General features: G+C 63.8%; 25 protein-coding genes and 1 pseudogene. 15 read left to right on the forward strand and 11 right to left on the reverse strand.

Annotated elements, in window-relative coordinates; genetic code table 11:
* Positions 1–328: pseudogene (locus tag KH208_RS03545) on the forward strand (pyridoxal 5'-phosphate synthase lyase subunit PdxS); the annotation flags it as partial.
* 167 nt (positions 329–495) lie between these two features.
* On the opposite strand, the gene tehA reads toward KH208_RS03545, so the two are convergent.
* Positions 496–1,494 (reverse strand): dicarboxylate transporter/tellurite-resistance protein TehA, encoded by a 999-nt coding sequence (tehA, locus tag KH208_RS03550; RefSeq protein WP_291433882.1) that lies wholly within the window; start codon positions 1,492–1,494, stop codon positions 496–498.
* 354 nt (positions 1,495–1,848) lie between these two features.
* Here tehA and KH208_RS03555 point away from each other — a divergent pair, with 354 nt between their 5' ends.
* Positions 1,849–2,703 carry a hypothetical protein gene (locus tag KH208_RS03555; RefSeq protein WP_291433883.1) on the forward strand — a complete coding sequence of 285 codons (855 nt, stop codon included), beginning with the start codon at positions 1,849–1,851 and terminating at the stop codon, positions 2,701–2,703.
* A gap of 139 nt (positions 2,704–2,842) precedes the next feature.
* Here the strand turns inward: KH208_RS03555 and KH208_RS03560 are convergent, their stop codons facing one another.
* The 3 genes from KH208_RS03560 to KH208_RS03570 are packed head-to-tail and all read right to left on the reverse strand — an operon-like array spanning position 2,843 to position 6,645.
* Positions 2,843–4,408 (reverse strand): c-type cytochrome, encoded by a 1,566-nt coding sequence (locus KH208_RS03560; protein ID WP_291433884.1) that lies wholly within the window; start codon positions 4,406–4,408, stop codon positions 2,843–2,845.
* A gap of 2 nt (positions 4,409–4,410) precedes the next feature.
* On the reverse strand, positions 4,411–5,763 hold the full coding sequence (locus tag KH208_RS03565) for a cytochrome ubiquinol oxidase subunit I (protein ID WP_291433886.1): 1,353 nt from the start codon (positions 5,761–5,763) through the stop codon (positions 4,411–4,413).
* A gap of 3 nt (positions 5,764–5,766) precedes the next feature.
* Entirely contained in the window at positions 5,767–6,645 is an 879-nt protein-coding gene (locus KH208_RS03570) for a c-type cytochrome (RefSeq protein WP_291433888.1), read from the reverse strand.
* 440 nt (positions 6,646–7,085) lie between these two features.
* Between KH208_RS03570 and KH208_RS03575 the strand changes: the two genes are divergently transcribed.
* Positions 7,086–9,521 carry an ABC transporter permease gene (locus KH208_RS03575; protein ID WP_291433890.1) on the forward strand — a complete coding sequence of 812 codons (2,436 nt, stop codon included), beginning with the start codon at positions 7,086–7,088 and terminating at the stop codon, positions 9,519–9,521.
* Between the two features lie 96 nt (positions 9,522–9,617).
* The gene (locus tag KH208_RS03580; RefSeq protein WP_291433892.1) at positions 9,618–10,355 is read left to right on the forward strand and encodes a 4'-phosphopantetheinyl transferase superfamily protein; all 738 of its coding nucleotides are present in this window, start codon (positions 9,618–9,620) and stop codon (positions 10,353–10,355) included.
* Here the strand turns inward: KH208_RS03580 and KH208_RS03585 are convergent.
* On the reverse strand, positions 10,330–11,079 hold the full coding sequence (locus KH208_RS03585; RefSeq protein ID WP_291433894.1) for a Fis family transcriptional regulator: 750 nt from the start codon (positions 11,077–11,079) through the stop codon (positions 10,330–10,332). The genes KH208_RS03580 and KH208_RS03585 overlap by 26 nt on opposite strands.
* Before the next feature lie 276 nt (positions 11,080–11,355).
* Between KH208_RS03585 and trmD the strand changes: the two genes are divergently transcribed.
* From trmD to KH208_RS03635, 10 genes are all read left to right on the forward strand, one after another.
* Positions 11,356–12,651 carry a tRNA (guanosine(37)-N1)-methyltransferase TrmD gene (trmD, locus tag KH208_RS03590; RefSeq protein ID WP_291433997.1) on the forward strand — a complete coding sequence of 432 codons (1,296 nt, stop codon included), beginning with the start codon at positions 11,356–11,358 and terminating at the stop codon, positions 12,649–12,651.
* 74 nt (positions 12,652–12,725) lie between these two features.
* Complete coding sequence (gene rplS, locus KH208_RS03595; protein WP_008685677.1) at positions 12,726–13,073, forward strand: 50S ribosomal protein L19; 348 nt, start codon at positions 12,726–12,728, stop codon at positions 13,071–13,073.
* 225 nt (positions 13,074–13,298) lie between these two features.
* On the forward strand, positions 13,299–13,946 hold the full coding sequence (locus KH208_RS03600; protein WP_291433998.1) for a ribonuclease HII: 648 nt from the start codon (positions 13,299–13,301) through the stop codon (positions 13,944–13,946).
* A 68-nt stretch (positions 13,947–14,014) separates the two neighbouring features.
* A complete protein-coding gene (locus KH208_RS03605) occupies positions 14,015–14,404 on the forward strand; it encodes a YraN family protein (RefSeq protein ID WP_291434000.1) in 390 nt (129 codons plus the stop codon).
* Positions 14,346–15,215: a 16S rRNA (cytidine(1402)-2'-O)-methyltransferase gene (gene rsmI / locus KH208_RS03610; protein WP_291433899.1), complete on the forward strand. Its 870-nt coding sequence runs from the start codon at positions 14,346–14,348 to the stop codon at positions 15,213–15,215. Before KH208_RS03605 ends, rsmI begins: the two co-directional genes overlap by 59 nt.
* A gap of 14 nt (positions 15,216–15,229) precedes the next feature.
* Positions 15,230–15,979, forward strand: a complete 750-nt coding sequence (locus KH208_RS03615; protein ID WP_291433901.1) for a PTS system mannose/fructose/sorbose family transporter subunit IID — start codon at positions 15,230–15,232, stop codon at positions 15,977–15,979.
* A 210-nt stretch (positions 15,980–16,189) separates the two neighbouring features.
* Entirely contained in the window at positions 16,190–16,480 is a 291-nt protein-coding gene (locus tag KH208_RS03620; protein ID WP_008685685.1) for an HPr family phosphocarrier protein, read from the forward strand.
* A 1-nt stretch (position 16,481) separates the two neighbouring features.
* A complete protein-coding gene (ptsP, locus tag KH208_RS03625; protein ID WP_291433903.1) occupies positions 16,482–18,251 on the forward strand; it encodes a phosphoenolpyruvate--protein phosphotransferase in 1,770 nt (589 codons plus the stop codon).
* Complete coding sequence (gene smpB / locus KH208_RS03630; RefSeq protein WP_291433904.1) at positions 18,248–18,703, forward strand: SsrA-binding protein SmpB; 456 nt, start codon at positions 18,248–18,250, stop codon at positions 18,701–18,703. The genes ptsP and smpB overlap by 4 nt, the downstream gene beginning before the upstream one ends.
* Positions 18,704–18,739: 36 nt before the next feature.
* Positions 18,740–21,271, forward strand: coding sequence for a ComEC/Rec2 family competence protein (locus tag KH208_RS03635; protein WP_291433905.1), 2,532 nt, complete (start codon positions 18,740–18,742; stop codon positions 21,269–21,271).
* Here the strand turns inward: KH208_RS03635 and KH208_RS03640 are convergent.
* Positions 21,268–21,651: a helix-turn-helix domain-containing protein gene (locus tag KH208_RS03640; protein WP_291433906.1), complete on the reverse strand. Its 384-nt coding sequence runs from the start codon at positions 21,649–21,651 to the stop codon at positions 21,268–21,270. The genes KH208_RS03635 and KH208_RS03640 overlap by 4 nt on opposite strands.
* Before the next feature lie 148 nt (positions 21,652–21,799).
* On the opposite strand from KH208_RS03640, the gene KH208_RS03645 reads away from it, so the two are divergent.
* A complete protein-coding gene (locus tag KH208_RS03645) occupies positions 21,800–22,453 on the forward strand; it encodes a flavodoxin family protein (protein WP_291433907.1) in 654 nt (217 codons plus the stop codon).
* A 5-nt stretch (positions 22,454–22,458) separates the two neighbouring features.
* Here KH208_RS03645 and mutM read toward each other — a convergent pair whose 3' ends face one another.
* The 5 genes from mutM to ffh form a co-directional block, all read right to left on the reverse strand.
* Complete coding sequence (gene mutM / locus KH208_RS03650; protein ID WP_291433908.1) at positions 22,459–23,316, reverse strand: bifunctional DNA-formamidopyrimidine glycosylase/DNA-(apurinic or apyrimidinic site) lyase; 858 nt, start codon at positions 23,314–23,316, stop codon at positions 22,459–22,461.
* 160 nt (positions 23,317–23,476) lie between these two features.
* Complete coding sequence (rimM, locus tag KH208_RS03655) at positions 23,477–23,998, reverse strand: ribosome maturation factor RimM (RefSeq protein ID WP_291433910.1); 522 nt, start codon at positions 23,996–23,998, stop codon at positions 23,477–23,479.
* Positions 23,999–24,009: 11 nt separating this feature from the next.
* Positions 24,010–24,240, reverse strand: a complete 231-nt coding sequence (locus KH208_RS03660) for a KH domain-containing protein (protein WP_009302016.1) — start codon at positions 24,238–24,240, stop codon at positions 24,010–24,012.
* A 414-nt stretch (positions 24,241–24,654) separates the two neighbouring features.
* On the reverse strand, positions 24,655–24,894 hold the full coding sequence (rpsP, locus tag KH208_RS03665) for a 30S ribosomal protein S16 (protein ID WP_008685694.1): 240 nt from the start codon (positions 24,892–24,894) through the stop codon (positions 24,655–24,657).
* Between the two features lie 233 nt (positions 24,895–25,127).
* A complete protein-coding gene (ffh, locus tag KH208_RS03670; protein ID WP_291433917.1) occupies positions 25,128–26,636 on the reverse strand; it encodes a signal recognition particle protein in 1,509 nt (502 codons plus the stop codon).
* Between the last annotated feature and the right edge of the window lie 197 nt (positions 26,637–26,833).

The raw sequence follows: 26,833 nt of genomic DNA on the forward strand, positions 1-26,833 counted from the left end.
CAAGGAATGCGGCGCGCCCCTGGAAATCTGCCTGATCGTGCGCAAGGAAGGCCGCCTGCCCGTGGTCAACTTCGCGGCCGGCGGCATCGCCACCCCGGCTGACGCGGCCCTGATGATGCACCTGGGCTGCGACGGCGTGTTCGTGGGCTCGGGCATCTTCAAGTCCGGCGACCCGGCCAGGCGCGCCAAGGCCATCGTGCAGGCCGTGACCAACTACAAGGATTACGCCGTACTGGCCGAAATCTCCCGCGACCTGGGCGAACCCATGGTGGGCATCGAGATTTCCTCCATTCCGGATGCAGAGCGCATGCAGGAACGGGGCTGGTAAGGCTCACGCCCATTAGCAAACGTCCATGCAAAAAGGCCGCGATCTGGTCTGTCCCCATCAGGTTACAACGATTAGCCTATGTGGCCTTTTTGTCGTTGTCTACTCTGATGGGGGCATATCAATCATGCGGCTTTTTTGCATGGAGCATATCCTGACGCCCACTGGAATCAGGCTGCGGAACCGGCCGAACGAGGCCGGGGCAGCAGAAACCTGCCCTGGACGATACGGATCAGGGTGCCGATGATCAAAAGCCCGATAACCAGATTGGAAAAAATAAAGATCGGCCAGCTCAGCAGCGAAATGGGGCTGGTCGGCTCGTGCGCCAGAAAACGCAGCGCGGATGCGGACAAGGCGGAAATGCCGAAGGAGAAGCTCCAGAAGGAGGGGGAAAAGGGCTGCTCAAAGGTCCAGACTAGCAGCCGGGCCAGAAAGATCAGTTGCAGGAGGCCATAGCCGAAGAGCACCTGGGCAAAAATGTCCGCCACTCCGCCGTTGACCGACAGATAGGCCGTACAGGCCACCAGGGGCGGCGCGAGCTGAATGCCGATGGTCGGGCGCACCGGCCTGGGCAGTTCGCCCATGGTGCGCAGACGCGCGAGAATTACCGGTTCCAGGCTGAGCCAGGAAAAAATGCCCGCGCCCAGAAAGAGAAAGCCCCAATGGCCGTAGCCCAGGCTGCCCAGGGCAATGGCGCTGATCAGGTTGCTGGCCACCGTGGGCAGATACACGCCCGGCGTGGTCGCCTCGGGCGTATGCTGTCCCCTCCACAGCCCGGCGCTGCGGTAGGCGGCAAAGGCCAGCTGGCCCACCGTGCCCAGCACGATCAGCCAGAAGGCCAGCGGACGGGCATACGGAGCCACGGCCACGCCCACCAGCATGGTGGTGCCGGGAAACAGGCTGATGAAACAGCATTGAATGGCGTCGCGCACCTCGGCCAGCGCCGCCGCCCGGCGGAACAGCCATTTATAGATGAACACGCAGGTCAGAACCAGCCAGACGGCCACCCCCAGCGCCATCAGGCATTCGCCCACAACCGCGGGCAACGCCCAGTGCTGCGCGGCGAAACGCCAGGCCGAACCCATGCCGATGATGCCCAGTACCATGCCGAAATACGCGGCCGGGATGGGAAAATACCCGTCCAGCGGCGTAAGCGTCCGTTCCGCCATACCCACCTCCCACCAGTACGAAATAAAAATTATCCTTTTTGATAAGCCAGCCGATGGGTTATGGCAAGGCGGGCGGAACCGGCATCATGCCGACGCGCGCCGCCGTGCGCACGCCCGTCGAAGAAAGACGGCCGCCACGGACGGAACAGCATGCTCCGCCACAGGGCTTGGCTCCGAACGGGCGCTTGCATCAGACGTCCGTTGGAGATAACAGAAAATAGTCCTCATATATCGGAATTCGTCCATTTTGTCGTAAAAATTATGAAAAATCGTTACTTATTTTTCGTAATTTTGAAAAATCATGAACCATGGCACGGCGCATATGGGCCGCAATGCCTTTCGGAGAAAAAAATAATGCCCGGACACGGCTTCCTTTCAGGCAATGACAGGCCCGGCTTGCGCAGGCTCGTGCTTGTGCTGTTCATCGCGTTGAACGCTTTTTTCCTGTCCGGCTTCCTGTTTCACGTGGGCAACAGAAATATGGAGTATCACGATGCCCTGCCGCGGAAAACGCTGATCACCTTTCTGGGAATTCAATACGACGCTGAAAATCAGAGCTGCATCGAACAAATTCTGAACGGCTACAGCGCGGCGCACAATGACATGCTCGTCAGCTATGAAGGCATAGCGCTCAACGTCTATTCCCGGCTGCTCAATCAACGCCTCAAAAAAGACGACAGGACGGACGACGTCTTCATACTGCCGCCGGACTGCCTGCGGCCCTATCAACGCCGGGGACGGCTTGCGGATCAGTCCGGCCTGCCCGCGCTCACGGCCTATCGCCCCGAAGTGCTCGGGCAAATGCAAGGAGGCGGCCGCCCCTATATCGCCACAAGCAGCCTGGGCGCTCACGGCCTGTTCGTCAATCTGGACCTGCCGGCCCGGCACGGCGTGAGCACCCCCCGGAACGGCAAGGCTTTTCTGGCGGCCTGCGAAACCTTCCGCGCCAAAGGCATTATCCCCATCAGCGCCGACAGGGAAGCTCTGAAAACCGTTCTGACCGCCGTGAGCCTGACGCCGCCCGACGGCCCCATACGGGAAAACGCCGCCGCCTTTCTCGCCGCGCTCAATGCCTCCCCGGATCGGCTGGAGCAGGTGAGCTTCCTCAAGGACGCCAGCTGCGATATGGTACAGGGCTATGTTTTTGCCCGGCCCATGCCCGCCGGGAAGTTCACCGGGCGTTTGCGCAATCCGGGCGACACACGCTGACCTCTCTCACCTGGCATACGCATCCCGTGCCGTCGTTCCGCAACGTGCCGTGCATTCCGGCACGCGTAACGCAACGCGCCCCCTGTCCGGCGTGCGGCCGGAGCGGGGGGCGCGATTCGAACATCTCTATGGTGTTTTTCTATTTACTGTCGGGAACAATACGGAAGGAATTACTGATGGCGACAAGATCCCGGCGCACCTCTTCGGGCAGAGCCCTGTAAGGCTGCATGACGGTTCCCGGATAGCCTTCCGTGATGATGGTCAGCGCCCGTTCAGGCGTCAGGGAGAAGCGGCGCAGGTCCGGCGGCTCGGGCCGTAGCGTGCGGCCGAAGGGGGTGGGCGCGCCGTCCGTGCCGTGGCATACGGAACAGGTTTCCTCCCAGACCGTCTGGGCCTCCAGGTCAGGCTCATGCGCGGGTTTCGCCGCGGCCGCGAACATGGAAAAACGCCTGGAAAGCGTGTCCAGCACCTTGTCCAGCTTTTCCTTGTCGTACAGCCGGAAATAGGGCATGGCCGAGCCGGGCGTCCCGTCTTTCAGAATGCCGTAGATATACTCCCGGTCCGCCCGGATGGCGGCGAGATCCGCAGCCGGCACCAGCAGACGTCCGGCGGCCGGGCCGTCTCCGTGCCCGGCCGTGCCGTGGCAGGGCTGGCAAGCGCCGTCATAGATGGTTTCGCCGTTGTCATAGACCGTCTCCAGCTTGACCGTAAAGGCCGCCAGAGCCTGCTGCCGGAAGGGAGCCAAGGCTTTGGAGCGCGCCTCGCGCACCGCCACGGCCTGGGCATGGCCCGGCGCCAGAACCCGGTCTTGCAGAAACTGCCGGGCCACCAGCATGGCGACAAAGATCATCGGCAGAAGAACCAGCAGACTGCGCGGCCCCACGGCCGTCAACGGCGCGGCGGCGGGCCGCAGGGCCCAGAGCGCCAGCATGGCGGCGGCCGCTCCCACGGTCACGGCCCAGAGGATGGACCAGTTCAGATCCGCGGCCACGGAGAAAACCAGGGGGAGGCCGATGACCACCTGGGCCAGGGTGGCGCCGAACAGCCAGTTGCGCAGACGGGGCGCTTTTTCCGGGTGTTTTCTGGTGGAAAAGAAAAGGTGAAAGGCCGCGCCGAAAACCAGCGCCGCGCCCAGGATATGCAGATAGCGCAACAGCCAGTGCGCCGCGAACGCGCCGTCCGGGCTGAAGCCCCCGGCCGCGAAGGCGGGCCAGAGGGCCTGCCGCTCCATCAGCGCCAGGGCTCCGGTGAAAACGGCCGGTACCGTGAGCAGCGCGCCCACGCCCAGAACGCCGCAGATGAACGCCAGCCAGGTATTGACCTCAATCTTGTGCCCGAAGGCGTCGATCAGCAGGAAAGCGACGATCAACAGCGGAATTACAGCCAGCCAGGCATAGGAAAACAGTCCCGTGGCCGTGAAAAAGGCATGGGAATAGCGTACCTGAACGATAAGCAGGGGAGCCACGCCCAGCACCACGGCCAGGCTCTTGAGACCCAGGTGGGTGTGCACGATCTGCTTGTTCCAGAGCTGCGCGCCGCCCTCCCCGGTCAGACATTTTTGCAGGAAAAACAACAGGCCGAGCAGCGCCGTGCCGAGCATGAGCAGCACGAACAACAGATGCAGGCCGAAACTGACGAAAAGCAGCCCGTTCTGCCATGATTCCGGCAGGGGCATTCTGAGAAAAAGATCGTTCCATTGGGTCATGTCTACTTCTCCTTGGGGCTCTGCCCGTGAAGGCGCGAATCTTGGTTGGCCAATGAATACAGATAGTTGGCCAGAAGTAGACGTTCCTGCTCGGAGCCGGTGAACGGCGTCATAAACGGCGCCAGATTCTGGGTGATGCCGGTAATGGCGTTGATGCCTTCCAGCGTACGCCCGGCAAGGCGCTCACGGATGCCGTTGATGCCGTCCTCGGTATGGCAGACGCCGCAGTTGGCCGCGAACAGCGCCCGTCCGGCCCTGTTTTCCGGGGACAGACCGGCGTCGTTGTTGATCCAGCGCATACGGGGCAACAGGCCTTCGTGCTTGTCGTCCAGGGCCAGGTTTTCAGCCATGGGAATCTGGTTGGCGTACATATAGCCCGGCAGCAGATAGGGGCCGCGCACGAATTCACGGATGCGCTCGAACTCCATCACCAGGCCCACGCAGAGAATAACGGTGGGGATGCAGAGCAGCCCGCACAAGCGGCGCTGCCGGAACAGCGCGGCCAGGGCCGTGACCAGAATGCAGAGGGCGGCCAGACCGTTGAACGCGGGCAGCAGATACGGCAGCTGGGACAAATACGAGGTGGCCACCGCGAACTTCCAGTGGGTAAGATAGGTCTGCGGCACCCTGGAAAAATAGACAAAGGCACACACGGCCGTGACCAGCGCCGCGCCGAGAAAGACCGCGCCCGTCAGGCGCAGGGCCCGGTTGCGGTCCTCACGGGGGCCTTTGTAGCGCCAGGCCGTCCAGCCCAGCAGGCACAGGGAGCCCAGGCTCAAGCCGCCCGCCACGCGCAACAGGAATTGCGGGATAAAGGTGGGATTGAAATAGGCCTCGCGGAAGGTCTGCCCCCAGGGCCAGCCGTCGGGCGTGAGCATAAAGCCGAGAATGCCCGAGATCAGGAAGGCCGAACTCACGGCCACGGCCACGTAGCCCCAGCCCAGAGCCGCCAGAACGCCCGGCTTGTCCTGGGCCAGACGGTCCCAGAGATAGTAATAGATCAGCAGAAGAACCACTTCCGTGGTGAACGCGCCCCATTCGATGAACCAGGGCCAGAAAAAGAGGTGAATCAGCGAGCCGATGCCCTCCGGGGCCAGGGCGCCGGTGATGAACCAGATGCCCACGCCGGTGACCGCGCCGATGGACGTGGTGATGACCACGACCGGACCGAGCAGGCCGCGGCTGATCTGCGCCCAGAACGCGCCCTTGCCCAGCCAGGTGAGAGTCTGGAACAGGACAAGCATGCTCGCCAGGCCGATGGCCAGGCCGTGGCTGATGAGCACATGCAGCACGGCGTCAAGGGCGATGGTCATGCCGTCGCCGAGGCCGGGAATATGCAGGATAGGAAAGATCATGGCTCACTTTCCCTCCGGCAGAGGGATGACCCGCTTGATCTTGTCGGGACCGGTGGACACGAATTTGGGCCGGGGCTTTCCGTTGACGAAGGCGGCCACGTCAAGGGCCTGCTCCTGGGTCAGGGACGGCGCGTTTTTGGGCATGAAGCGCCAGGCGAAGACGGAGAACGTGCTGACGCGGTGCATGCCCGCCCCGGCGTTGTAGGAGCCGTCGCCCCAGAGCGGCGGCGCAATGGGCGTGCCCTGGCCGTTGTCGCCGTGGCAGCGGGCGCAGACGTCGGCATAGACCTTGTCGCCGTTGGCCGCGTCGGGCTTGTGGGGATTGCCCAGATCCTTCGGCAGAGCCCAGGGCAGCTTGGCATAAATGGGAATATCCTTGGATATCCACTGCATATAGACCAGCAGAGACTGCATGACCTGGCTGTCAAGGGCCGGTGCCGCGCCGTTCATGCTACGCTGAAAACAGTCCTGCACGCGCATGGCCAGGTCCACGGTATAGTCCTGGCGGCTGCGGAAGCGCGGATACGTGGCGCCCACGCCCACCAGCGAAATGGTGTTCAGACTTCTGCCGCCGTCAAAGTGGCAGCTGGAACAGGACAAATCATTGTTGACGTATTCCCCGGCGTACTTTTTCGTTTCGGTCATGATCTTGTAGCCGAGCATCACTTCCGCCCGGATGCTTTCCGGCGCGTCCTCCGGGCGCGGCGGATTGAAAAACGGCCGGCCCGCCGGCGCGGCGAAGCTCTGTTTCGAGGTTCCTCCGTCTTCCGCGGCCAGCCGTTTGGTCACCAGCGTGGAACGGAAAAAGGTCAGCAGCCAGACACCGAACACGAGCAGCAATATTGCCAGAGCAAGGGCAAAAAAAACATTGCGATTTTTCATAGAGACTCCGTATCACGGGAATTATGGCGGATTGCGTGTCCGCCACAGGGGGAAGCAGAAGCCGGAAACGGCTCAAGGTGGGAGGAGATCCGGTTGAGGCGATATCCTGTGGCGGCGGTAAAAACACAATTTCAATGCACGTACGCGGATCATGCGTGAAGCGCGCGGCGTTTCAAACTGAAATGCTCTATAGGGGGTACCATAACTCAATCGGAAGTCAACATGGGCCGCAGGCGCGGACAGTGGAAGAGGGGCACGTTTGTTGACTCTCTCTCTTTTTCCTGCCACCATTCATCCTCAAAGAGCCGCAAACGAGACCTCCGGCGGCCGCCTTGCGCGGCCGGGCACGCCGGATCGTCTGTCTCCCGCGCGGCTTTACGGGAATACTACGGAAACAGGAAGGGGGCGTTGCGGACGCCCTTTTTATATATGGAGCGCACATGAACACGACTGACACTTCCGCCGCCTCCACCGGCCCAACCTTTTCCTTCCGCCGCATGGGCGGCCTGGATCAGGTGCTTCTGAGCACGGATGAGGAATGGCGGCAACTGGATCAACTGGACCCCAAACTCTGGATGGCCCTGAGCTGCCCCACGCACGGCCTGGAATTCGACGCCCGCACCCTGTCCCTGCTGGATACGGACCAGGACGGCCGTATCCGCTCGGCGGACATTCTGGAGGCCGTGGCCTGGGTCTGCGAACGGGTCAAACATCCGGCCCGGCTCACACAGCCGAGCACCGGCCTGCCTCTGGACAATCTGCGCGACGACACGCCCCAGGGCGCGGAGCTGCTGGCCGCCGCCCGCTTGGTGCAGGAAAAGAGCGGCCGGACCGAGGCCGGGGAAATTTCCCCGGAGCAGGCCGGAGCGGCTCTGGCCGCCGTCACGGACTACGCTTTCAACGGCGACGGCGTCGTGCCGCCGCTTTCCGTGGATAAGGATGACGAACAGACCGCCCGTTTCATTCGCCTGGGTCTCTCGATAGTGGGCGGCAAGCGAGACGATTCGGGCCGTCCCGGCCTGGATTCCGCCCTGGCCGGGGTTTTCCTGGACCGGCTGCGCGCGGCCCGCGACTGGCGGCAAAGCGTGCATCAGGCGGCCCTGCCCGTGGGCCATGACACGTCCGCCGCCTGGACCCTGCTGCAGCGCCTGGGTCCCAAAATCGACGATTATTTCAACCGCTGCCGCATGGCGGCCTTTGCCCCGCAGGCCCTGACGGCTCTCAACGAAGAGAATGAACTCACGCCCTCGGACGAGGGCGGCCAGGCCCTGTTTTCACTGGAGGCTCTGGCCCGCCTGCCCCTGGCCCGGGTGGCTCCGGACCAGCCCCTGCCCCTGACGCACGGCGTCAACCCGGCCTGGGATGACGATCTGAGCGCCTTCCGCCAACTGCTGGCCCCGCTGATCCACACAACCCCGTCCGGCGACGGCAAGGGCGGCTGTCCGGTGCCGACGTCGGATGCGGCCGATCCGGCTGGAGCATCCGCTTCGGACGCTCCGGCCGAAAGCCTGAGTGAAAAGAACTGGCGCGCCATTCAGGAACGCTTCGCGCCCTATGCCGAATTGCTGACCCGGAAGCCAGGCTATGAGCGGCCGCCGGACGACGCCAAACGCGTGGATTTTCCCGGCCTGCCGCCCCTGGCCCTGGCGGGAGAGGACGATCCCCTGCAACGCGCTTTTCTGCCCACGGCTCCGGAAGAGGCCCTGGACAAACTCTCCGCCGCCGAGCTGGACGCCTTGCTCGACGGCAAGGTGGAGCAGTCCTTTGCCGGATATGTGCGGCGGGATCTGGCCGCGCCGCGCATGGCCGCGGTGCGTGATCTGGAAAAACTGACCCTGCTGCACATCCATCTCTATACCCTGCTGATGAATTTTGTGTCCTTCGCGGATTTTTACGACCCGGAGCGACGGGCCATCTTCCTGGCGGGCACGCTCTATCTGGACAGCCGCGCCTGCTTTCTCTGCGTGCCGGTGACGGACCTGGACACCCACGTGCGCCTGGCCTCGCAAAGCCACCTCTGCCTGGTCTACAGCCAATGCCGCCGCACGAACAACAACGGCGAGGAAAAGACCGGCGTCATCGCCGCCGCCTTGACGGCGGGCGGCACCGATGCTCTTATTGAAGGCCGCCACGGCGTATTCGTGGACAACGCGGGACGGGACTGGGACACCAGCGTGCTCCGCCTGGTGCGCAATCCCATCAGCCTGCGCGAAGCCATGTGGGCCCCGTATATACGTTTCGGCAATCTGGTGGCCGACCAGTTGCAGAAACTGGTGGCCGCCAAGGACGACGCCCTGAGCAAGGCCTCCAGCAAGGCGGTCACCGCGCTGGACAAGGACATCAAGGCCGACGCCTCGGCCGCGGCCTCCGGCGCGCCGCCCAAGACGAGTTTTGACTTCGCCAAGGGCGCGGGCATCTTCGCAGCCTTCAGCGTGGGCATCAGTGTGGTCAGCGCGGCCTTTGCCTACATCGCCAATTCCGTCTTTTCCCTGGGCTGGTGGTGGCCCGTGGCCCTGCTGATCCTTTTTGCCTGCATTTCCGGGCCGTCCATGCTCCTGGCCTGGTTCAAGCTGCGCCGCCGCAGCCTGGGCCCCCTGCTGGACGCCTCGGGCTGGGCCGTCAACAACGGCGCGCCCATCAACATCGCCATGGGCGCGGCCCTCACGGCCGTGGGCCAGATGCCGCCCGACGTGCATCGCTCTCTGGACGATCCCTACAGCCTGCACACGCAATTGCTGCGCAAAAAATATCTGAGGCGGCTGCTGGCGGCGGGCCTGACTGTTCTGGTTCTGCTGGCCGCCGGTCTGGCCTTCTGGTTCTGGAAGGAAGGCGCGCCCGCCTGGCTGGCGCACTGGCTGCCCGTGTGGAGGAAATAAATAATGGACGGGCGGCCCGGCAATATCCCGCCGGTTCAACGCCAAGCGCGCCGAACGCGGCAAACACGGGAAGCACCGCAACGAGTGCCGAAGGCCGTGGCTCTGATTCTGGGCGCGGCCTTGCCCGACTTGCCCCCTGCCGGGCTGCGCGGCCTGTGCCTGCGTTGGGAAACGGCGCTGGCCCCCCGGCTTGCGCCGGAACAGATGGCCCATATCCGGCGCTTTGCCCCGGACGGCCCCGCGCTGGCCGCGCGCGCCTCCCGCCTGCTGGCGCGCCTGCTGCTGCTGCGCGGCCTTCAGAGCCTGGGCGCGTTACGTCCGGATTTGTGTCTGGAAAGGGATATGGCAGGCCGCCCGCTGCTCTCAGGCTGGCGTATAAGCTTCAGCCACAGCGGCCGGGCCGCCTTCTGCGCTTTGGAGCGCGGGGCGGGCGGCCCCTGTGAACAGGATGCCCGGCGGGATGCGCCCGAATGGCATCCGGGCCTGGGGCTGGACGCCGAAGCGCTGGACAGCCCGCCCCCGGCGGCGCGGGCCTTTACGGACGGGGAGACAAAAAAAACGGCCCGCGACGCGTTGCGACGCTGGGCCGTCAAAGAAGCCGTGCTCAAGGCGCTGGGGATGGGGCTCAGCCATGACCCGGCCCTGATTTGCAGTGGCCGGTACGGAGGACGCGCGGGCCTGCTGCGTTTCCGCGGCCGAAATCTGCGTTGGCGGATTCTCGCCTGCCCCGGCCACTGGCTCTGCCTGGCACGGGACGCCGAGTACCCTGTTCCGACGGTCAGTCTGCGCTGGCTGACCGCCGGACAGATCACAAACGGCCGCTGTCGATCTTGAGTTTGCGCATTTTGGACCACAGCGTGGTGGACGGCAGCCCCAGGATGGACGCCGCGCCGTTTTTGCCGCTGATACGCCCGTTGGTGTACTGGATGACCTGGCGGATATACTGCGCGATATGTTCGTCCAGACTGTGAAAGGCCTGCGCCTGGCCCTGGCTTTCATCCCGCCTGGGGAAGGCGCCTTGCGTGCGGGGGCGTGCTTCCTTCTCCCGGCCAAGGATTTCCCTCAACGCGGCGCTCAACGGCTCCCTGATCTCTTCGCAAAGATCCACCTGCTCCTGCGAATAGGAGCACTCGCTCGTACAATGCACGCTGACGAATCGGAATTGAGTACAATTAATCCAAAAATCGAGCGGCATATAAATGTTTGTCCCGCCCATGGGATGGAGCATCTTTGCTATTTTGGCATAGGGACGTTCTCCCTTCGTATTGCAGCTCCGGCAGCAGTGCCAGGTTCCGTAGTTGTCATTGTCCTGATAGGCCGCCTTCAGAAGTTCATCCGGAATTTGAAAAGTCTCAGGCGATAGAAATTGGTTTTCATATCGCGGGTGTATCGCAATTCTGGTTATAACGCCTGAAGAAAAGTTATAAATACCCAGATAGGAAACAGGCATATGAACAGAAAGAAAATCAAAAATATTTTTTAATACACTCTGTAAAGGCATTTCTCTATAGGAAACATAAAGCAGCTCACGAAGGTAGATACTTTTATCGCTTATCATTTATCCAACTCTCACAGGTAATGATTGGTGACCAGAGTTCTTTTACCTCAGAACAATTTGTCTAATTATATGATATGAAGAATTGCATTTGTCAACCCACTCTAAATATCGAATAATGTTATTACATAAAATAATTTTTTACTAAAAATAAAGAATATTACATAATAACGTAAATCATACGATTTATACAATCGTGCTATCGCAAGGTCTTACGGCACGCCTCAATCCGGACAACATGTCTTGCCAGCCGCGCCCTTTTGCGGCACTCTGCCCGCCATGCCGCGCTTTCATCTGGTTTCGCTCTTTCCCGAATTTTTTGATTCGCCTCTGAGCACCGCCCTCATGGGCCGCGCCCGTGAAACCGGCGTGGTGACGTTCAGCTTTCACGATCCGCGCGCCTTCAGCACGGACAAGCACCGCCATGTGGACGACAGACCCTATGGCGGCGGCCCGGGCATGGTCATGCAGGGCGAACCCGTGGCCCGGGCCCTGCGTTCCATCGAACGCCCCGGCCGGATGCTGCTCATGACGCCGGGCGGCCGCCCGTTCAACCAGGCTCTGGCGCGCGAACTGGCCCTGGAAGAAGATCTCACCCTGGTCTGCGGCCGCTATGAGGGACTGGACGCCCGCCTGCTGGAACTTTTCCCCCTGGAACCGGTGAGTGTGGGCGAAGCTGTGCTCAACGGAGGAGAAACGGCGGCCCTGGCCGTCGTCGAATCCGTGGCCCGGCTGATGCCGGGTTTCATGGGCAAGGAAGAGTCCGGCGAGGAAGAGAGTTTTTCCCACGGCTTGCTGGAATATCCGCATTATACCCGGCCCGAGAAGCTGGAGGGCCTGCCCGTGCCGGAGGTGCTGCTCAGCGGGGATCACGCCCGCATCGCGGCCTGGCGGCGCGCGGCCTCCCTGGCCGCCACTCTGGCGGCGCGCCCGGATATGCTGGACGACGCCCCCCTGGACCGCGAGGACGCCCGGACCCTGGCCGGCCAGCCGCGCAAAAGGCCCGGCCGCAACCTTTCTTTCTGCCTCGTACATTATCCGGTCCTGCTCGGAGAAAAAAATTCCGGCGCTTCCTCTTTGACAAATCTGGACATTCACGATATAGCCCGAATTTCCCGCAGCTATGCGATGGGGCCCTTCTATGCGGTTACGCCGCTGGAGGATCAGTTGCGGGTGCTTGAGGATATTTTGCGGCACTGGACCCAAGGCCCCGGCGGCCGGGGCAATCCGGACAGGGCGCGGGCTCTGGAGCTGGTGCGCCCGGCGGTTTCGCTGGACGCGGCTGTGGCGCAATTGCGCGAGCATACCGGCGCGCCTCCCAGGCTGGTGGCCAGTTCCGCCGCCTGGCCCGCGCGCAAGCGCGCGCCCGCGCCGCTGACGCCCGGCCAGGTATGCGACTGGTGCCGGGAAGGGCCGGTGCTGCTCTGCCTGGGCACGGCCCAGGGGCTGGCCCCGGAAGTGCTGGAACGCTGCGACGGCCAATTGAGGCCTCTGCGTTTTTTGGGATATAATCATCTTTCGGTGCGCAGCGCGGCCGCCATCCTGGCCGACAGAATTTTAGGCGACTACTGCTGAAACCACGGGCCGCACACAGCGGGCCGCTTCGCAACGACGCAACAATCCGCCCGCGGGTTTGCAAGGAGTTCACGATGGACATCATCAGAAAAATCGAACAGGAAAACATGCGCATGGATATGCCCGCGTTCCGCTCCGGCGACACGGTCAAAGTGCATCTGCGCATTGTGGAAGGCGAAAAAGAGCGTATCCAGATCTTCCAGGGCAACGTGATCCGCATCAAGCGCGGCACCACCAACGCCAGCTTCACGGTGCGCAAGGTTTCCGACGGCGTGGGCGTGGAACGCATCTTCCCGATCAACTCGCCCTTTATCGACCATGTGGAACTGGTCAGCCAGGGCCGCGTGCGCCGCAGCCGCCTCTACTATCTGCGCGCCCTCAAGGGCAAGGCGGCGCGTATCAAGCCGCGCGGCCGCTTCTGATCGGAATTCGCGCCTTTTTGCCGTCAGCGCCGACGCACCAGCCCGGTGCCGATGCGCGGACGGAAGACGGCAACGTAACTACTCGCTTTAGCCGACAGAACGGATTTTCGTCCATTCTGTCGGCTAAAGCGTGGTTTTTTGTCTGCGGCCCCTACCGCGACCACCGAAACTGAGGCAGCCGTGAAAAGACATGCCGTGCAGGCCGGCCTGTTTGGCCCGGAAGACATGACTTCCGGCCGCCGGTCCGGGCCCGTGGCCGGCATCGACGAAGCCGGACGCGGTTGCCTGGCCGGGCCGGTGGTGGCCGCCGCCGTCATCCTTCCCGCTGTTTACGAGCTGCCCGGTCTTACGGATTCCAAGGCGCTGAGCGCCAAAGCGCGCGAAATCCTGGCCCCGCGCATCAGGGAATGTGCTCTGGCCTGGGGGCTGGGCGTGGTCTGGCCCCGGCGCATCGAGCGCATCAATATTCTGCAGGCCACCTTCGAAGCCATGAGCCGGGCCGTGGGCGTGCTGCGTCTTACACCCGGCCTCTTGCTTATCGACGGCAACAAGGTTCTGCCCGATACGGTGCTGGCTCTGTTCTGGCGCGCCGGGCACAATGCCCCGCAGCCGCTTCAGCGGGCCATTGTGGGCGGGGACAAAAGCGAAGACGCCATTTCCGCCGCCTCCATCCTGGCTAAAACCTTTCGCGACCGGCTCATGCTGCATCTGGCCCGCCGCTGGCCCGGCTACGGCCTGGAGGAGCACAAGGGCTACGGCACAAAAGCCCACTATGCGGCCTTGCGCCGTCTGGGCCCCTGCCCGCAGCACCGCCTGACGTTCCGGGGGGTGCTGCCCCGGACCACCGCGCCATTGCGGGGCAGCCTGTGCTGAAATGGCTTTTTTCCCGGCAAAACGACCCGCGAACGCCTCCCACGCGGGGCAAGGACGCGCCGGATCACATCCGCCTGGGACGGGACGGCGAAAAGGCTGCCGCCGCGCTTTTGCGGCGCAGGGGCTTTGAGCTGCTGGACCATAACTGGCGGCAGGGCCGTCTGGAGCTGGATATGGTCTGCCGCGAGAACGGCGTCCTGGTCTTTGTGGAGGTCAAAACCCGGCGGTCGGACGAACGCGGCGGCCCGGCCGCGGCCGTGACCCCCGCCAAACAGCGTGTCCTCACACGCGCGGCGCAGGCCTGGCTGGCGGCGCACGACGCTTGGCAAACTCCCTGCCGCTTTGACGTGGTCTGCCTGTTGCGCCACGGCGACACCTTCAGCGCGGAGCATTACCGCCATGCCTTTGACTTCACCCCGTCTCTGGATAGTGGCCACGCCGCTTGGCAACCCTGGTGACTTGTCGCCCAGGGCCCGTGAAATTCTGGAAAACGCGGATCTGATCCTGGCCGAGGACACCCGCCGGGCGGCCCAGCTCTGCCGTCTGTGCGGCATCCAGGGGCGCCGCTTTCTGAGCTTTTACGATCACAACGAGGCCGAACGTCAGGAAGAAGTGTTGCGCCTGCTGCGCGATGGCCGCGATCTGGCCCTGATTTCCGACGCGGGCACCCCCCTGCTGGCCGACCCCGGCTACCGCCTGGTGCGGGCCTGCCGCAAGGAAGGTCTGCCGGTTTCACCGGTGCCGGGGCCTTCCGCCCCGGCCGCGGCCCTGTCCGCAGCCGGCATCGCGCCTCTGCCTCACACCTTTCTGGGTTTTCTGCCCCGCGATACGGCCGGGCGCGAAGCCCTGCTCACGGCCTACGCCCAGGTGCCCGGCTCGTTGATCTTTTTCGAGCGCAAGGACCGCCTCAAGGAAAGCCTGGCTACGGCGGCCCGCATTCTGGGCCCGCGTGACCTGGCCGTCTGCCGTGAATTGACCAAAACTCATGAGGAATTTATACTCAATCGTCTGGAAAAGAGTATGGATCTGCCCGACGAACTGCTGGGCGAGATCACGGTTATCATCGGCCCGCCCGAAGTGACGGAACGCACGCCGCGCGAGGAAGTGGAAAGCCTGCTGCGCGTGGAACTTGCCCGTGGCGGCAAGCCCCGCGACGTGGCCCGCCGGGTTCAGAGCGTTGTGCGCGGCTGGAACGGCAAGGAATTGTATGCCCTGATCCCGTCCGCCAAAGATGGGATGGCAAAAGGCCCTGAAGCAGACCAACATTGAAGCTGAGGGATGCCATGCTTCCCCGACGAGTTGCCCTCAACTGCCTTGCGCGCACCTGCTGCATCAACGCGGCCGTCACCGCCAGAGGCATGCAGCAGATCGGCCTCGCCTTTGTGCTGGCCCCGGCCCTCAGCCGGCTCTATCCGGAAAACACGGCCAGGGCCCGCGCCTTTGCCCGTTATGGCGGGCACAGCAATACCCACGTGTTCATGGTCCCGCTCTATGTGGGCATCGTGCTTTCCCTGGAAGAGCAGATCGCCCGTGGTTCCCTGCCGGAAGGCGCCGTGGGCGCGGTGCGCGAAACCCTGGCGACCACCCTCTCAGCCCTGGGAGATTCTTTTTTCAGCGGCACCCTGCTGCCGCTCTGGGCGCTGGTCAGCGTCTGCCTGCTGCTGGCCGGTCAGATCGGGCTTACGGCCGCCCTGGCAGCGCTGTTTCTGGCGCTGTTGCTGCTCTTCCGGATTCTGACCTTTTTCGCCGGACTGCGCCACGGCATGCCCGTGCTGGCGCGGCTCAAGCGCCTGAACCTCATCAACTGGGTGGACCGTCTCAAAATGCTCAATGCGGTCATGGTGGCCCTGGTGGTCTGGCAACTTCCGCTCCGCCACAAGCCCCCCTTCCCCTGGCTGCATTACGGGCTGGGCACGGCCGCCATACTGGGCGCGGCCTGGCTGGTGGGGCGGATGCGCCTGCCGCGCATCCTGCTCTGGGCGCTCCTCCTGGGCGCGCTCATTCTCATGGACGAGGGGCTCATCAGCATGTAAGATGGTTCCGCCCGAAAGGAAACGGGCTTGCGTCCTCTTTCGCCGGAACGACGGGAGACAGGAGCATTTCATGTAAACTGTGGAAAAGCTCCGATGGCGGCGAAAACTGACGCAAAGCAAGGCGGGAGCGCATACCCGCCGCAGATTGCGGGCAGCGTATGTTTTGAAATTGTCTCCGATTTCAGAACAACCCTGCTCTAAGGTATACGCATGGAAGACGTCATCGAAGAAACTCCGCGCGGGCTCGCCCTGCGGCTCACGCTCAATCTGCGCGGCGGCCTGCATGCCCGGCCCGCCGCCCGTCTGGCCCAGGAAGCCCAGCGTTACGCGGCCGACATCCAGCTCATTGGTGAAACGGGCGAGGTTGACGCCAAAAGCATGCTGGATATCCTTTCCCTGGCGCCCCCGGCCAATGCGGAACTTATCCTCCTGGCCAAAGGCGACGACGCCCGCGAAGCGCTTCACGGCTTGGCCCGTTTTTTAACCACCCTGCAGGAATGACATGGCCCGCGCGGTATTATTCGGCACCCCGGTTTCCCCGGGCATAGCCATCGGCTCCATCCGCTTCATGCACGACACGCGCCCGAGCGACAAGCGCCGCATCGGCCCGGACGAAATCGCTATGGAGCAGGAAGCCCTGCGCGCCGCCGCGGCCAGCGTGCGCGCCGCCCTGGAAACGACCATGCGCGGCGTGCCCGAGGATCTGGCCGAATACCGGGATGTCATCGCGGCCCAGATGGAGCTGGCCCGCGACCCCAAGCTGCTGGACGCCGCCCTGGCGCGCATCGAGCACAAGCAGGTCTGCGCCTCCTGGGCTCTGGACCATACGGTGGAAGAGCTCTGCGCCCTGTTCCGGGGCATGGACGATCCCTATCTGCGCGACCGGGCCCAGGATATCCGGGCCGTGGGTCTGCGCCTGCGCGAATGTCTGGCCGGCGCGAAGCCCCGGCGCGGCGTCAACGGCCCCAGCCTGCTGGCCGCCGAGGACCTCTCGCCCGCCGACGTCATGGAGCTTGATCTGAGCGGCGTACTGGGCATTCTGACCGCCGAGGGCGGTCCCACCTCGCACACGGCCATTCTGTCGCGCGGCCTGCACATTCCGGCCCTGGTCGGCGTGACCGGCCTGCTGGACACGGCGCGTGAGGATGACAGGATTATTGTGGACGGCCTGGGCGGCTGCGTGCTCTTTGGTCCCGACGAGGGGGATCTGGCCCTCTACACGGCACGCCGTGACGAATACACGGCCTGGGAAAGCCATACCCGGCTCACGGCCCACTGGCCCGCCGAGATGTGCGACGGCGTGCGCGTGGACGTGCAGGCCAACCTGGAAAGCCCGGAGGAACTGGATTCCCTGGCCGACTGCGGAGCCGACGGCGTGGGCCTGTACCGCACGGAATTCGCCTATCTCAGGGGCGATCTGCCCACGGAAGAGGAACTGTTCAGGGAATACGCCGCGGTGACGGCCAAAGCCGCGCCGAGCCGGGTGGTCTTCCGCACGCTGGACGCGGGCGCGGACAAGATGCTGCGCTCCCAGGCGGCCCTCAAAGAACCGAATCCGGCGCTGGGCCTGCGGGGCATCCGCTTCTGCCTGCGCCACCAGGGCATTTTCCGCACCCAGTTGCGAGCCCTGCTGCGGGCCGGGGTGACGGGCAACGTGGCTTTGCTGCTGCCCATGATTTCCGGCCTGGCCGAAGTGCAGGGCGTGCGCCGCATTCTGCAGGAACTGCGCCAGGAATTGCAGGCCCAGAACCTGGCCCATGCGCCGGATCTGCCTCTGGGCATCATGGTGGAAACCCCGGCGGCGGTGCTGGTCTGCGACGCCCTGGCCCGGGAATGCGATTTTTTCAGCATCGGCACCAACGATCTGATCCACTACCTGATGGCCATTGACCGCAACAACCGCCATGTGGGCTATCTGCACGAACCCCTGCACCCGGCGGTGGTGCGCTCGCTCAAACGGGTCATCGACGCAGCCCACCGCGAGGGCATCGGCGTTTCGGTCTGCGGCGAACTGGCTTCGGACCCTTGCGGCCTGGCCCTGCTGCTGGGCATGGGCGTGGATGCGGTGTCCGCCGCGCCGCGTTTTGTGCCGGGCATGAAACATATGATCCGCCAGCTCAATGCCGAAACCTGCATGGAGCTGGCCCACAGCGTTCTGATGAGCACCGACGTCATGGCCTCCAAGCGTATGGTGCGTGAAAAGCTCCACCAGTCCCTGGGACCGGAGCTGGCCTTCCACACCACAAGTCTTTCGAGCCACAGTCAGCCATGAGCCAGAAAACTCCGCCTTCCACCATTGCCGTCAACAAAAAGGCCCGTCATCTCTACGAACTTTCCGAATTTCTGGAGGCCGGCATCTCGCTGACCGGCCCTGAAGTCAAAAGCATCCGCGCCGGCAAGGTCAACTTCATCGACAGCTATGTCGAATTCAAACGCGGCGAAGCCTGGCTGCTTTCTTTGCATGTGGCCCCCTATGCCAACGCGGGCTACGCCCCGCAGGAGCCGGACCGGCCGCGACGCCTGCTGCTGCACGCCCGCGAGATCGCCAAACTGGCGGGGCTGGTGGCCCAGAAGGGCCTGACCGTGGTGCCGGTGCGCGTCTATCTCAAACGCGGCAAGGTCAAACTGGAAATCGCTCTGGGCCGGGGCAAGAAACTGCACGACCACCGCGATACGCTCAAAAGGCGCGCGGAGGAGCGGGACCTGGCCCGCGAACTGGCCTAGGCTCAGCCCTCATTCCGCGAAAGGCCGAGGAGCGCCATGCGCCACCCGTCCCTGCAAGCGCCGCTGCTCTGGCAAGTCTATCTCGGCTTCTGGATCGCGGGCGTGGCGGCGGCTGTCTGGCCCTGGCCCGCCCTGTGTTGCACTCTGCTGCTGGCTCTGGCGGACAAACGCCTCTGGCGCATTGCCCGATTGATCCTGGCCGCGACTCTGTTTCTGAGCGGCCTGACCGTGGCCCACCGGCAGCTTGCGCCGCCGGAGCTGCCAGCCGACGCGGCTCCCGCCTGGCTGACGGCGGATGCGGACAATGCCCCGGCGCGGATCTGCGGCCGCGTGCGGGACGTACAGGGCCTGCCGGATCAACGTCTGCGCCTGTTGCTGGAGCGGGTCCGCCCCGCCGGAAGTTCCACCGCCGCAGCCCTGCCGGGCCTTGTGGCCTGGACCTGGGAAGAGCCTCTTTTCAACCCTCTGGCCGGACAGGAAATCTGTCTGAACCGCCGTCCGCGCCCCATGCACGGCTTTGCCAACACGGGCCTGGCCGATTGGGAAATCTGGTGGGCCGCGCGGAACGTGTACTGGCGGCTCTGGAGCCAGGGCGGACGCGGCGAACCGGAAGCCTCCGGCCGGGGTACGATGGCGGCCCGTTGGCGCGAGGAACTGCGGCACGCGTTTTTAAACGCGCTCCTGCCCGAGGGACAGACAGAAAATCAGGCAAAGGATCTGACGGCGGGTGCCGGAGCCCCGGAACTGCCGCAGGGCAAGGCCGTCCTGCCGGCTCTGCTGTTCGGTGACCGCCGGTATCTGACGCAAAACACCCTGGACAATTTCGCCGCCGCCACTCTGGCGCACAGCCTGGCGCTTTCCGGCCAGCATCTGGCCGTGGCCGGGCTGCTGGGCCTGCTCTGCGTGCTGGCCGCCGTCCGCCTGCGTCCATCCCTTTATCTCCGGCAGCCGCGCGGGGTTCTGGCCGTGGCCGCGTCCTGTCCGCCCGCCCTGGCTTATCTCTGGCTGGGCAACGCTCCGGCCTCCCTGCTGCGGGCCGTGTGCATGCTTTTCATTCTGGCCTTCTGGCTGGCGCGGGGGCGGACGCGCACCACCCTCGACGTGCTCTGCGCCGCCCTGTTCTGCATCTGCCTGGCCGCCCCGCTGAGCGTGCTGGATACGGGCCTGCAGCTCTCGGCCCTGTGCGTGGCGGTCATCGGCCTTATCCTGCCCTGGCTGCGCCGCATACTGCCGCCGTCCACGCATAAAGCCGAAGCTCCCCGGCGACGGGCCATGCATTGGCTCGGCCGCTGGCTTGCGCGCATTCTGCTGATTTCCCTGCTGATCCAGACAGCGTTGCTGCCGCTGAACCTTCTGCTGTTCGGCAATGCGGGCTTCTGGTTCCCGCTCAATGTGCTCTGGCTGCCCGTGGCCGGTCTTGTGGTGCTGCCCGGCGCGGCTCTGGGCCTGCTTCTGGCGGGTGCGGGCCTGGACGCGGCCGCGCGGCTGATTCTGGATCTGGCCGCCCTGCCCTGCCATTGGTTGATAAACGGGCTGGCAGACCTCAATGATCTGGGCCTGCTGCACAATCCCGCCCTGTTGCGGCCGCACTGGACAGCCCTGCCCGCTTTTGCCGCTCTGCTGGCGGCACTGGCCTGTCTGGCCGGGCGGGACAGAACTTCTCCCTCAGGAAAGAAGGCGGCCCGCCGTCTGTTGCTGGCAGGTCTGGCCCTGCTCTGCGTGGGGCCCTTGTTGCGCCTGGAAAGCCGCTTTTCCGGCGATACGCGGCTGGACGTGCTGGATGTGGGCCAGGGGCAGGCTCTGGCCTTGCGCGTTCCCGGCCATCTGCGCCTGCTTCTGGACGGCGGCGGCAGCGCCTCGCCCCGCTTTGACCCCGGCAAAACCCTAGTGGGGCCGGTGCTGACATACAACGACGCGCCCCGATTGGCCGCCGTCGTCAACAGCCATCCGGATCTGGACCATCTGGGCGGGCTTTTTCATCCACTGGAAGATTTTCAGGTCCAGGCCCTGTTCCACAACGGGCGCGAAGCCGCCGGGCAGCGCGGCCCCATCTGGCGGGAACTGCGGCAAAGCCTGGCGGGCCGCGTTCTGGCGGAAGGAGACGTGCTGATTGTGGGCGATCCGGCTCTGGGTCTGCGCCTGGAGGTACTGCACCCGCCGCGCGCCGCCAACGAAGAGGAGGCCGTCGCCTGGACCGGCAACGAGGCCTCCCTGATTCTGCGCCTGACCCGTCACGGCCGGGGGCTGGCCCTGTTCACCGGCGACGCCGAGCGTCGCAGCCTGCGCCGTCTGCTGGCCTCGGGCCGGGATCTGCGCGCCCAGGTGTTGCTGGCCCCGCACCACGGTTCGGACCGCAGTTTTCTGGCCGCCTTTTACAAGGCCGTGCAACCGGAACTGGTGCTGGCTTCCTGCGGTTTTCAGAACCGTTACAACTATCCCGGCTCGCGCCTGCGGGCCTGGCTGGCACGGCACGGCATTCCCCTGCTCCACACCGGCGAATCCGGGCAGATCAGCGTCAGCTGGCCGTGGGACGGGCCGATGCGCGTACGCGCTGTCCGCCCGCATTAACATGCCGTCCGCCCGCCGCCGTCCTGTGACAATTGCTCTTCTCCCCAGCGGTACAACTCCCGCAGGGCCGGAAGCAATCGCCTGCCCCGCCCGGTCAAGGCATACTCCACATGTCGGACTTTACCGCCGCACTCGCTCCGGCGCAGCAGGCCGTCCCCCTCCAGTTCCTTGAGACATTTGCTCAACATCATATGGGTGATGCCTCTCACCTCGCGATGCAGGGCATTGAAACGCACGGCCCCGTCGGCCAGATGCCAGAGCAACGGCAATTTCCACTTGCCGCCGATGACTTCCAGAGCGCGCAGAATAGGGCACGACACTTCATAAATATTGGCTGCGGGCAACGTTGTGTCATAGCCGGCCTTCCCGGGTTCACCCATATAATCCCTCTGTTTTTACTGCCTTTGCACTGTTGCCGGGCAGCGGCCGCAATCAGGTAAGAAAAAACTGCGTACTTGCTTTTTCCCGCCCGCTTCAGGATATTCAGGCATAGAAGCCCTCACAACCACAACCCGTAAGGAGAAAGACATGCGCATCTACGCCGTCAACGGCAGCCCCAGAAAAAAATGGAATACCGCCACTGTACTGCAAAGCGCCTTGGACGGCGCGGCTTCGGCGGGCGCAGAAAACGTCCGGACGGAAATGATCCACCTTTACGACTACAGTTATACGGGCTGCGTGAGCTGTTTTCAATGCAAACGCAAGGGCGGGAAGCACTACGGCCGCTGCGCCGTGCGCGACGGCCTGACGCCGGTGCTGGAAAAATGCCGCGAGGCGGACGGGATCATTTTCGGTTCCCCCGTCTATTTTCACAATATCACCGGGATGATGCGCTCTTTTCTGGAACGCCTGCTGTTTCCCTGCATTGCCTATGACCGCGACTATTCCTCGCTGGCTCTCAAAAAACCGGCAACGGCATTCATCTACACCATGAATGTAACGCGCGAGGTCATGCTGGAGCAGCACTACCCGGAAAAGCTGCGGAGCACGGAATTCTTTATTGAACGAAGTTTCTCCAGGCCCGGCGTGCTCTATGTCAACGACACCTATCAGTTCAGCGACTACAGCAAGTATGTGGTGGAATGCTTTTCCGAACAGGACAAGGCGCGCCGACGGGAAACGCAGTTTCCCCTGGACTGCCGAAAGGCTTTTGAGCTGGGCCGTGATCTGGCGCGGGCTTGACCGGACTACTTCTGGCAGTGCGGACAGCAGACCGTGGCCCGGCCCGCCACGCGGATTTTTTGCAGCGGGCGGCCGCAACGGACGCAGGCCGCGCCGCCCCGGCCGTAGACCGCGAAACTGTTCTGAAACGCGCCCACGTCGCCGTTGGCGTCGCGGTAATCGCGGATGGAGCTGCCGCACTGGGCGATGGAACGGCGCAACACGTCCTTGAGGGCCGCCAGCAGGGAACGGCTCTGAGCCGGGCTGAGGCTGGAAGCCTTGCGGCGCGGATCCAGACCCGCCTGAAAGAGGGACTCGTCGGCGTAGATATTGCCGATGCCGGCAATGACCTTCTGGTCCAGCAACACGGCCTTGAGCGCCGCTCCCCGGCCTCGCAGCAGGGCCGCGAACTCCCGCTCGCCGATTTCCAGCGGCTCGGGCCCCAGCTCCCGCCAGAAATCCCAGGCCTGCAAAATCTCCGGCGTGGCGGCCAGCACCAAGCCGAAAGCCCGCGTGTCGTCGAAAAAGAGGCGGCGGCGACCGCCGCCGGGAGCGCGCAGATCAAAGATACAACGGGTATGGGGGCCGGGCGGCGTGCCCGGCGCGTAGGCCATCAGGCGGCCTGTCATGCGCAAATGCACGGCCAGCAGGTCCGGGACGGTCTCTTCCGGAGTGGGTCCGCCCTCCGGCGGGGCCAGATGCACCAGCAGCAGTTTGCCCCTGCGGCCCACGTCCGCGATACGGCGGCCCGCCAAAGAGGCCGGAGGAAGGCTCAGGGGATGCAGGCTGCCGGGCCGCAGAACTTCCGCCTTCTCAATCAGGCATTCCCGCACCTGGGGGCGCAGGGTGCGGGCTACTGTTTCCACTTCGGGCAGTTCAGGCACTTGGCATCCATCTTTTTGTTGCCGGCTTTGTTAAGCGTCGCGGCGCGCCTTGGTCACGTAGGCGGCTACGCTCCACTGCGGCGCGCCGCTTGCTTGCCTTGCCGGCAAACAAAAACCTGGATGCCAAGGAAAAACAACGCAAAAAATCAGCAACAGTTTTTCAGCTAAGATAAATTTCCAACAAACCCTCGGGCGGATCAATGGTCACGGTACGGGCGTCCAGGTCAAAACCGACAATGAAACAGGGCTGGGCCGGAAAAAGAATTTCCCGGTCCTGGTCCGTGACGACAACCCAGATTTCCTGGTCCGCCGGATATTCCACGTGGTCGAGGCGGCCCAGGCGGCGGCCGCCGGGCAAGAGAACCTCGCAGCCCAGCAGATCTTCCAGGTAGGCCTCATCCTCGTCCGGCGGAGGCAGGCTGTCGCGCGACATCAGAATTTTCTGTCCGCGCAGGGCCTCGGCCGCCGTGCGGTCCGTCACGCCTTCCAGAAGAAGCAGAGGACGGCCCTTGTGCTCACGGCGGGACAGGACCCGGACGCGCCGGGGCGGCTCATCTCCAGCCTGAAGCCAGAGCGGCGCGTCCAAAAGCAAGGGGGAGTCCGCATGCCAGTCGATGCAGATCTCCCCTTTAATACCGTGGGGCCGCGCCAGCGTGCCCATATGAATCAACATATCCGCCATGGAAGCCGAAGCTACTCCAGAATTTCCAGAACCGTGCGCTTCTTCGACTTGGTGGATGCCGCGCTCAAAATAGTGCGCATGGCACGGGCCGTGCGCCCCTGCTTGCCGATGACCTTGCCCAGGTCTTCCTTGGAAACCTTGAGCTCCAGCACCGACGTCTGTTCGCCTTCCACTTCGCTGACCTGCACTTCTTCGGGATGATCCACCAGAGACTTGGCAATATATTCGATCAGAGCCTTCATCGCGTACCTCCCAAAGATATCTTGCTGCCTACGGGCAGCGCGGGCAAGGATTAAATAACGCGCAACCTTCGGAGTAACCGGCAGCTATCCGTCCGCATTCCGCCGGACAGCGACATTCACTCGGGCCCGGACCTGAATCCGCCGGTTTTCCCGCGCCGTGATCGCCCGCTGACGGGAAAAGCGCATATGCCGCGGGCACGCGCCGTCACCGGCCGGGCCGCACTGTCCTCCGGGTTGGTTCCGCAACAGCCTGACGCTTGCGGCAGACGGCTCTCCGCCTTTTCACAAGGTCTTACTCGGGCAGTTCAATTTTTTCAAAGCTGAACTGCCCGCAGGAAGTTGCGGGCAAATCCTTGCCGCGAGATGCTCCCCGACGGGTTCCATCCGCCGCAAGCAAGCATCGCAAGCGAAGATTTAGGACAGATGCGCCTTGATCAGCGCACGCACGGTATCCGTGGGTTCGGCGCCGCGCGCGAGCCATTCCTTGATTTTATCCGCGTCAAGCTTCACTTCCGCCGGATTGGTCATGGGATTGTAGTAGCCCAGCAATTGCAGCGGACGCCCGTCACGACGGGTCTCGTCATTGGCGGCCACCACCCGGTAGAAGGGGTGCTTTTTGCTGCCGAGACGGGTCAATTTCAACTTTACAGCCATGAGTCCAACTCCCTTTGTTTTTATGTTAGCGTCGCGCCCGTAAAAGGGCAAGAGGGAAACGCGATTTCCAGGGCCGCTTAAGGCCCTGCCAGGATTGCTTAATGAGGATTTTTATTTTTTGCCGAGGAAGGCCGACGCCGGACGGAACTCAGTGCGCCAGGACATACCTTAAGTTTCGCACGGGGTGAGCCTGATGCGGGCAAAAGGCAAAAAAAACATTAAGCGACGTTCCCTTATTTCTTTTTGCGCTTCTGGCGCTCTTTCTTTTTCCGCTTCTTGGCAGCGGCGGATTTCGCCCCTCCGGGCCGTCCGCCCGGCAGCGCCATGCCGTCCATTCCACCCATGCCCGGAAATCCGCCCATACCAGGCACGCCCATGCCGGGGGGCATCATGCCCGGCGGCATTTTGGGCATGGCCGGACGGCCTCCCTTGGCGCCCTTGCCGCCCATCATGCCCTTCATCATCTGGCGCATCTGCTCAAACTGGCGCACCATCTGATTGACCTGGGCCACGGTCACGCCCGCGCCCTTGGCGATGCGCGCCCGACGGCTGCCGTTGAGGATATCCGGATTGCGGCGTTCCTGCATGGTCATGGAATTGATGATGGCCTCGGTGCGCGCCATTTCCTTTTCCGGCACCGCGCCGTTGGCCTCGGCCAGTTTTTCGCGCAGGCCGCCCAGGCCCGGAATCATTTTCAGAATGCTGTCCAGCGAACCCAATTTCTTGATGCGGCGCATCTGGGTACGAAAATCTTCTAGGTCGAAGCTGGCCTTCTGCATCTTGCGGGCCAGGGCCTCGGCCTCTTCGGCGTCAATGGTGGACTGGGCCTTTTCCACCAGGGTGAGCACGTCGCCCATGCCCAGAATGCGCCCGGCGATACGGTCGGGGTGGAAGACCTCCATCTCCGACAGTTTTTCGCCCACGCCCACGAATTTCACGGGCGCGCCGGTCACCGAACGGATGGACAGGGCCGCGCCGCCGCGCGCGTCGCCGTCCATCTTGGTCAGCACAACGCCGGTCAGGCCCAGGCGCTCATTGAAAGCCTCGGCCACGGTCACGGCGTCCTGGCCGGTCATGGCATCGGCCACGAACAAAATTTCCTGCGGCCGCACCGCCGCCTTGATGGCCGAAAGCTCTTCCATCAGGGGTTCGTCCACGTGCAGACGGCCCGCCGTGTCCAGCAGCAGCACGGTGGCCTGCTCTTCACGGGCCTGAACCAGAGCCGCCGTGGCGATGTCCACGGGCTTCATCTCCGTGGTGGAGGGGAAGCAGGGCATGTCGAGCTGCTTGGCCAGCACCGTGAGCTGGTCGATGGCCGCCGGGCGGTAGACGTCCGCCGGGACCAGATAGGGCCGCATTTTCTGCCTGCGCAGCAGATTGGCTATCTTGCCCGCCGAGGTGGTCTTGCCCGAGCCCTGAAGGCCCACCAGCATGATCACCGCCGGTTCGCGGCCCTGCAGGTTGAGCCCCGTGGTTTCGCCGCCCAGCAGAGAAACCAGTTCGTCATTGACGATTTTAACCACCTGCTGGGCCGGGCTTACGCCTTTGAGCGTTTCCTGCCCCAGGCACTTTTCGCGCACGCTTTCCACAAAGTCTTTGACGACCTTGAAGTTGACGTCCGCTTCCAGGAGCGCCAGCCGCACTTCGCGCAGACCGGCCTGCACGTTTTCCTCGGTGAGCTGGCCGCGCCCGCCGAAAGAGCGGAATACGCCGGAAAGTCTGTCGGAAAGGCTCTCGAACATGAAGACCCCGCATCCGCCGCCGTGCCCGGTAGAGGACGGCAGCCACAAAGCGTCTGTTTTCGCGCCGCGACACGCGGGCGAAGTGGAGATTCATAGGCTGTTTGCGGCGCGTCGTCAAGTCAGGGGGCGTAACGTTGACAGCCTCCGGGGCGACGTCTTAGGTTTCAGACAAATCCATATGCAGTTCCGCCCCCCAA

The sequence above is a fragment of the Desulfovibrio sp. genome, assembly GCF_018379785.1.
Lineage (GTDB): Bacteria > Desulfobacterota > Desulfovibrionia > Desulfovibrionales > Desulfovibrionaceae > Desulfovibrio.

Coding starts and splice junctions, on each gene's coding strand:
- rplS (WP_008685677.1), top strand. CDS start 12,726: ATGGACATCATCAGAAAAATCGAACAGGAAAACATGCGCATGGATATG.
- KH208_RS03560 (WP_291433884.1), bottom strand. CDS start 4,408: ATGACCCAATGGAACGATCTTTTTCTCAGAATGCCCCTGCCGGAATCA.
- KH208_RS03615 (WP_291433901.1), top strand. CDS start 15,230: ATGCTTCCCCGACGAGTTGCCCTCAACTGCCTTGCGCGCACCTGCTGC.
- KH208_RS03570 (WP_291433888.1), bottom strand. CDS start 6,645: ATGAAAAATCGCAATGTTTTTTTTGCCCTTGCTCTGGCAATATTGCTG.
- KH208_RS03585 (WP_291433894.1), bottom strand. CDS start 11,079: ATGATAAGCGATAAAAGTATCTACCTTCGTGAGCTGCTTTATGTTTCC.
- KH208_RS03635 (WP_291433905.1), top strand. CDS start 18,740: ATGCGCCACCCGTCCCTGCAAGCGCCGCTGCTCTGGCAAGTCTATCTC.
- KH208_RS03645 (WP_291433907.1), top strand. CDS start 21,800: ATGCGCATCTACGCCGTCAACGGCAGCCCCAGAAAAAAATGGAATACC.
- tehA (WP_291433882.1), bottom strand. CDS start 1,494: ATGGCGGAACGGACGCTTACGCCGCTGGACGGGTATTTTCCCATCCCG.
- KH208_RS03620 (WP_008685685.1), top strand. CDS start 16,190: ATGGAAGACGTCATCGAAGAAACTCCGCGCGGGCTCGCCCTGCGGCTC.
- KH208_RS03600 (WP_291433998.1), top strand. CDS start 13,299: ATGACTTCCGGCCGCCGGTCCGGGCCCGTGGCCGGCATCGACGAAGCC.
- rpsP (WP_008685694.1), bottom strand. CDS start 24,894: ATGGCTGTAAAGTTGAAATTGACCCGTCTCGGCAGCAAAAAGCACCCC.
- KH208_RS03565 (WP_291433886.1), bottom strand. CDS start 5,763: ATGATCTTTCCTATCCTGCATATTCCCGGCCTCGGCGACGGCATGACC.
- rimM (WP_291433910.1), bottom strand. CDS start 23,998: ATGGCGGATATGTTGATTCATATGGGCACGCTGGCGCGGCCCCACGGT.
- KH208_RS03575 (WP_291433890.1), top strand. CDS start 7,086: ATGAACACGACTGACACTTCCGCCGCCTCCACCGGCCCAACCTTTTCC.
- KH208_RS03640 (WP_291433906.1), bottom strand. CDS start 21,651: ATGGGTGAACCCGGGAAGGCCGGCTATGACACAACGTTGCCCGCAGCC.
- ffh (WP_291433917.1), bottom strand. CDS start 26,636: ATGTTCGAGAGCCTTTCCGACAGACTTTCCGGCGTATTCCGCTCTTTC.
- smpB (WP_291433904.1), top strand. CDS start 18,248: ATGAGCCAGAAAACTCCGCCTTCCACCATTGCCGTCAACAAAAAGGCC.
- KH208_RS03555 (WP_291433883.1), top strand. CDS start 1,849: ATGCCCGGACACGGCTTCCTTTCAGGCAATGACAGGCCCGGCTTGCGC.
- rsmI (WP_291433899.1), top strand. CDS start 14,346: ATGCCTTTGACTTCACCCCGTCTCTGGATAGTGGCCACGCCGCTTGGC.
- KH208_RS03660 (WP_009302016.1), bottom strand. CDS start 24,240: ATGAAGGCTCTGATCGAATATATTGCCAAGTCTCTGGTGGATCATCCC.
- trmD (WP_291433997.1), top strand. CDS start 11,356: ATGCCGCGCTTTCATCTGGTTTCGCTCTTTCCCGAATTTTTTGATTCG.
- ptsP (WP_291433903.1), top strand. CDS start 16,482: ATGGCCCGCGCGGTATTATTCGGCACCCCGGTTTCCCCGGGCATAGCC.